Genomic DNA, 4,638 nt, shown 5'->3' with positions numbered 1-4,638 from the left:
GACATTACTTACCTGCCGTGTAGGGGAGGCAAAAACATGTACCTTGCCACAGTCATTGACACGTATTCACGTAAACTTGCAGGTTATGCACTCGCAGACCACATGCGGGTCTCACTAGTTATCGATGCTCTAGCCCACGCACACGGCGTGCGCGGCAGTCTTGACGGGACTATTTTCCATTCCGATCACGGCAGCGTGTACACCTCACAAGCCTTTAGGAACTACTGCTCGTCGTTAGGTGTGCGCCAGTCCATGGGCGCGGTTGGAACGAGTGCCGATAATGCCCTGGCAGAATCCTTTAACGCCACCTTAAAGCGGGAAGTGCTGCGTGATCGGAAAGTCTTTGACAACCCAATTAGCTGTCGTCAAGAGGTCTTCCGGTGGTGCATGCGCTACAACACGCGCCGGCGGCACTCCTGGTGCAATCTCGTAGCTCCTGATGTCTTTGAAGCCGAGACTTCGGCTATACTGACCACAGCAGCATAGCTAGCCCCCGATGTGTCCACTTTCCGGGGGTCGGGCCCGCGCTGAAACGGTGAAAACGTGGCATCATAATCGCATGTCTGGGCGTTTGATACTCAATGATCATCCCACTGAATCCGAATCGAAGGTAGGACGCGGAAAGCGTCTTATTCGCCATGACCGAATAGCGATAGGCTACCTGCTTAAACAAGGTCTTACTCACCGTGAGATTGCAGCCCAGCTGGGACGTAACCAGTCGACGATTAGCAGGGAAATCGCCCGTGGGATGACTGAGCATGGCTACGATGCCCTCGTGGCACAAAAGCGGGCTGTAGACCGTTTAGCCAGGCCTAAACCCCGCAAACTCGATACCAACCCGCAGCTGCGCGCTTTTGTTATCGAGGGGTTGAACACGAAGTGGTCACCGGAGCAGATTTCGAACTATCTTGCCCGCTGCTTCGGTAAAGGTGGGGATATGTCAATTAGCCATGAAACCATCTACCAAGCTCTCTACATCCAAGCCAAAGGCGCTTTACGCCAGGAATTGAAGGTAGAAAAAGCACTGCGTTCTGGACGCACCGGACGAAAACCACAATCACGCCTGCCAGCCCGCGGTAATCGAAGTTGGATTGGTGAAGACTATCGAATCAGCAAGCGCCCTGCCAGTGTTGAAGACCGCGCAGTTCCAGGGCATTGGGAAGGCGATCTCATCATCGGACAAGGAGGAACCACTGCACTTGTAACCTGTGTAGAACGCAGTACTCGCTACACCATGATCCGCAAACTAGATGTTCATGATTCCGCCACGACTGTCGATAAGTTGATCGAGATGTTTACCGGCAAAATACGCAACATCACTAAAACTCTGGCCTGGGACCAAGGCGTAGAACTAGCCCAAGTAGACAAGCTGAGCATCGCACGTGGACTAGCAGTCTACTTCTGTGATCCACACTCGCCGTGGCAACGTCCTACCAACGAAAACACCAACGGGCTAGTCAGAGACTTCCTGCCCGAAGGAAGCGACTTTAGTGCCCTGACCGACAAGGATGTCCAACACATTCAAGACCTTCTCAACGGGCGCCCCAGAAAAGTCCTTAACTGGTATAAACCAGAAGAGAAGATACAAGAACTATTCAAGTGATGCATCCACCACTTGAAACCGCCGAACTTTTTTGCTCACGATTTGGCATCTGGGGCGGTTTCGGCCGCATCTTCGGCGCCGTCTGCAGCGGGTTGTGCGCTCCCACCGTCTTGCGGTTGGGCCTCCCACTGCGTGGTAACCGGCCACATCTCGGTGATGGACTCCCATTCTTCCTTCCAGTCCTCGCCGATGGCTTGGTCTTGGAGCATGCGTACCTGCTGGGCAGGCATCGGCGGCTTGGGCCCCAGCTTCGGAGGCAGGACGGGGCGGTTGACCTTGGGGGCGAAGGGGGAAAGCGGCACGCGCGGAATGCGTGGCTTGCGGGCAGCTAGGCGGCTGGCCTGGTGGAACGAGAAGTGGCCCACGCGCTTGATGGTGGCATAAGGGCGGAAGTACTGCGGGCGACGCAGGCGGCGGGCCACGCGTTCGCCCAGCACAACTCCGGCAGCCAGCGCACCGGCGATGGCTAGTGCTCGTGACAGGTTGGTAAAGCCGGAGATCATCTGCTCATTCAGCGAGGCGTACATGCCGCGGTAGAGGGTAAGGCCAGGCAGCATCGGCGTATAGCCCACGATCATTGTGATGAGCGGCGGCATCATGTAGCGGCGCGAGAGCAGGCCGCCGGCCAGGCCCACCGCCGTGGCGGAGATGCCGCAGGCTACGACGTCGCTCACGCCGAAAGGAATGACTACGAAGTAGTAGAAGAGCATACCGGCGCCGGCGGTAAGTCCAGAGACGGTAACCTCAATCCAGGAAGCGCCGCAGGCCAGGGCGAAGGCGCCTGAACCGATGCTGCCGCAGAGGATGAGCAGCGGGACCTGGTGATAGACCGGCGGCGCGAGCGTAGCCAGGGGCGGCAGGGTAAAGCCCATCCAGTCAGAGAACTGAATGCCCACGCCGACGCCGGCGATGATGGCGCCGGTGGCCAGCATGGCTTCGAAGAAGCGAGCGGCCGATGTTACCGGTGCGCGGGTGATGCCGTCGACCAAACATTGCACCAGGGTAAGGCCGGCGACGAGCACAATGATGCCTGAACCAATGATCTGGGAAGGCGAGAAGGTAATGCCGATTCCGGCGGCCATGTTGTAGAGGATCGCCGCCGGTACGACGGCGAGGAATCCGCCCATGATGTTTTGGTAGAAGGGTGGCACGCGGAACTTTGCCGCCCAGGCGTTGACGCCCATAACCAGCAAAGAGACGAAAAACGCCATGACGCCCACCAAGGCGTCGCCGCCGAGCATCACGGAGAGAATGCCGCCCATAACGCCCCAGCCCAAAAGGACGGTGGAGGTGCGATAAGGCGGCTTCATGTTGTTGATCTCGTCCAAGACGCGCTCGGCCATGGCCGGTGGTGTGGCGCCGGAGCGGATCGAGTAGATCAGGCGGTCTACCGCGGAAAGCTTGGAAAAGTCCACCGAAATTGAAGGGGCCACGCGGAAGACGTGTAGGTTACGGCGGTTAGAGCCCGCGCCCATCGCGGGGTGAATGGTGATGGTATTCATCATGATGTCCACATGGCAGTAGTGGAGACCATAGGAAGAAGCCACCAGGTGAATCTGTGCCTTGGCATCAGAGTTGGCAGTGCCGGCGCTGATTAGGATTTCGCCCACGCGCGCAGCGATTTCCATGACACCGGTGACCTGCGCGGCGTCGGTTAGATCGACTGGTGCCAGCGGCGATGGTGGTGGCGCGGCCTTTGCCGCATCGATGGTGGCAACGTAGCCGGAAGAAGCGCTAAAACGCTCCCTCAGCGCGGAAATAAATGACACGCAACAAACCCTTAAAAACTGATTGAGACTCTTGCTTGCACTCTATCCGCTGGGGTTGCGCGACGCACGGGCCACCCCAGTGTTTTCGTCCGCTCGCCTGCTCGGGTACGATTCTTCGCAGCGGTTCAATCCGCGGTGCTGGAGTGGCGCAATTGGTAGCGCAACGCACTTGTAATGCGTAGGTTGCGAGTTCAAGTCTCGTCTCCAGCTCAATGGCCCTGGTGAAATTTATTTCTACCGGGGCTAATTTCATTGGAAAGCAACGCCGAGCTTCTGACTTGGCAGTCGCCGACTGAGATTAATACCCCGTGACAATTGTCATCGCCGACTAATGACAATTGCTATACGTACTCTTCGCGGTGTCGCATGAGACTTGAACCATGGCAAACACGGAGTCCACGTTAAGAGTTGAATCACTAACAAAGTCATTTGGTGAGGTTTGTGCAGTAAAGGACCTCAGTTTCTCGATTGAGCGCGGTGAGGTCGTAGCCCTTTTGGGACCTAATGGTGCGGGTAAGACTTCCACCATCGATCTCATCTTGGGCCTAAGCAAACCAGATTCAGGAAACATTGAAGTATGCGGGACGACGCCGCGCAACGCGGTGGTGCTCGGTCGAGTTTCTGCAATGATGCAGTCGGGAGGCCTGCTTCCTAACTTAAAGGTTCGCGAAACGGTTGAGCTTATGGCCAGTTTCCATCGTGATTCCTTAAGCGCAGAGGAAGCGTTAGAACGCGCTGGTGCTGGCGAGTTTGCAGAACGGTACGTGGGTAAATGCTCAGGAGGCCAGCAACAAAAGCTACGTTTTGCAATGGCTTTGGTCAGCAATCCTGAACTCATCGTCTTAGACGAACCTACAGCTGGCGTGGATGTAGAAGCTCGACGCGATTTTTGGGCGAATATACGTGAAGATGCTCGCGAGGGACGAACCGTTATCTTCGCTACCCATTATTTGGAAGAAGCCGACGATTTTGCAGATCGAATCGTGATGATGAATCACGGTGTCCTTGTAGCGGACGGCAGCCCACAGGAGCTACGAGCGCAAGTTTCAGGAAAAACAATTCATGCCAAACTTCAAGCTTCGCAGTCAGAAGTGGAACAAGCATTAAGAGATTTTCCTCAGATATCGCTCGATATGCGCAGGGAAGAATTCGTTTTGGTAGCCGAGGATACTGACAAAATCGCACGCTTGCTTTTAACTCGAGGTCTTGCGAGAGACATCAGCATTACTGCGTGAAGCGTCCTGGGTTTAGTTCCTACCTCAGCTA

The 4,638-nt window shown here is 56.1% G+C and carries 4 protein-coding genes and 1 tRNA gene; 4 read left to right on the top strand and 1 reads right to left on the bottom strand.

All coding sequences use genetic code 11. From position 1 onward, the window contains the following. Together HMPREF2935_RS10490 and HMPREF2935_RS10485 are read left to right on the top strand one after the other, a co-directional pair. Positions 1-486, top strand: a 486-nt coding sequence (locus HMPREF2935_RS10490; protein ID WP_141756054.1) for an IS3 family transposase, incomplete at its 5' end; no start/stop codon positions are given. 73 nt (positions 487-559) lie between these two features. Continuing rightward, a complete protein-coding gene (locus HMPREF2935_RS10485) occupies positions 560-1,603 on the top strand; it encodes an IS30 family transposase (RefSeq protein WP_070733142.1) in 1,044 nt (347 codons plus the stop codon). A gap of 35 nt (positions 1,604-1,638) precedes the next feature. Here the strand turns inward: HMPREF2935_RS10485 and HMPREF2935_RS10480 are convergent, their stop codons facing one another. Next, complete coding sequence (locus tag HMPREF2935_RS10480) at positions 1,639-3,372, bottom strand: threonine/serine exporter ThrE (RefSeq protein WP_083313226.1); 1,734 nt, start codon at positions 3,370-3,372, stop codon at positions 1,639-1,641. A gap of 137 nt (positions 3,373-3,509) precedes the next feature. Here HMPREF2935_RS10480 and HMPREF2935_RS10475 point away from each other — a divergent pair. Continuing rightward, positions 3,510-3,582: transfer RNA gene (locus HMPREF2935_RS10475), tRNA-Thr, on the top strand. Between the two features lie 170 nt (positions 3,583-3,752). Beyond that, positions 3,753-4,607, top strand: a complete 855-nt coding sequence (locus HMPREF2935_RS10470) for an ABC transporter ATP-binding protein (protein ID WP_070733140.1) — start codon at positions 3,753-3,755, stop codon at positions 4,605-4,607. The last annotated feature ends 31 nt before the right edge of the window (positions 4,608-4,638 follow it).

Origin of the sequence: Corynebacterium sp. HMSC076D02, from assembly GCF_001813815.1 — a bacterium.
In the GTDB taxonomy this organism is placed as follows: domain Bacteria; phylum Actinomycetota; class Actinomycetes; order Mycobacteriales; family Mycobacteriaceae; genus Corynebacterium; species Corynebacterium simulans.
The sequence above is the reverse complement of the archived record's forward strand: the minus strand, read 5'-3'. Positions and strand labels throughout refer to the sequence as shown.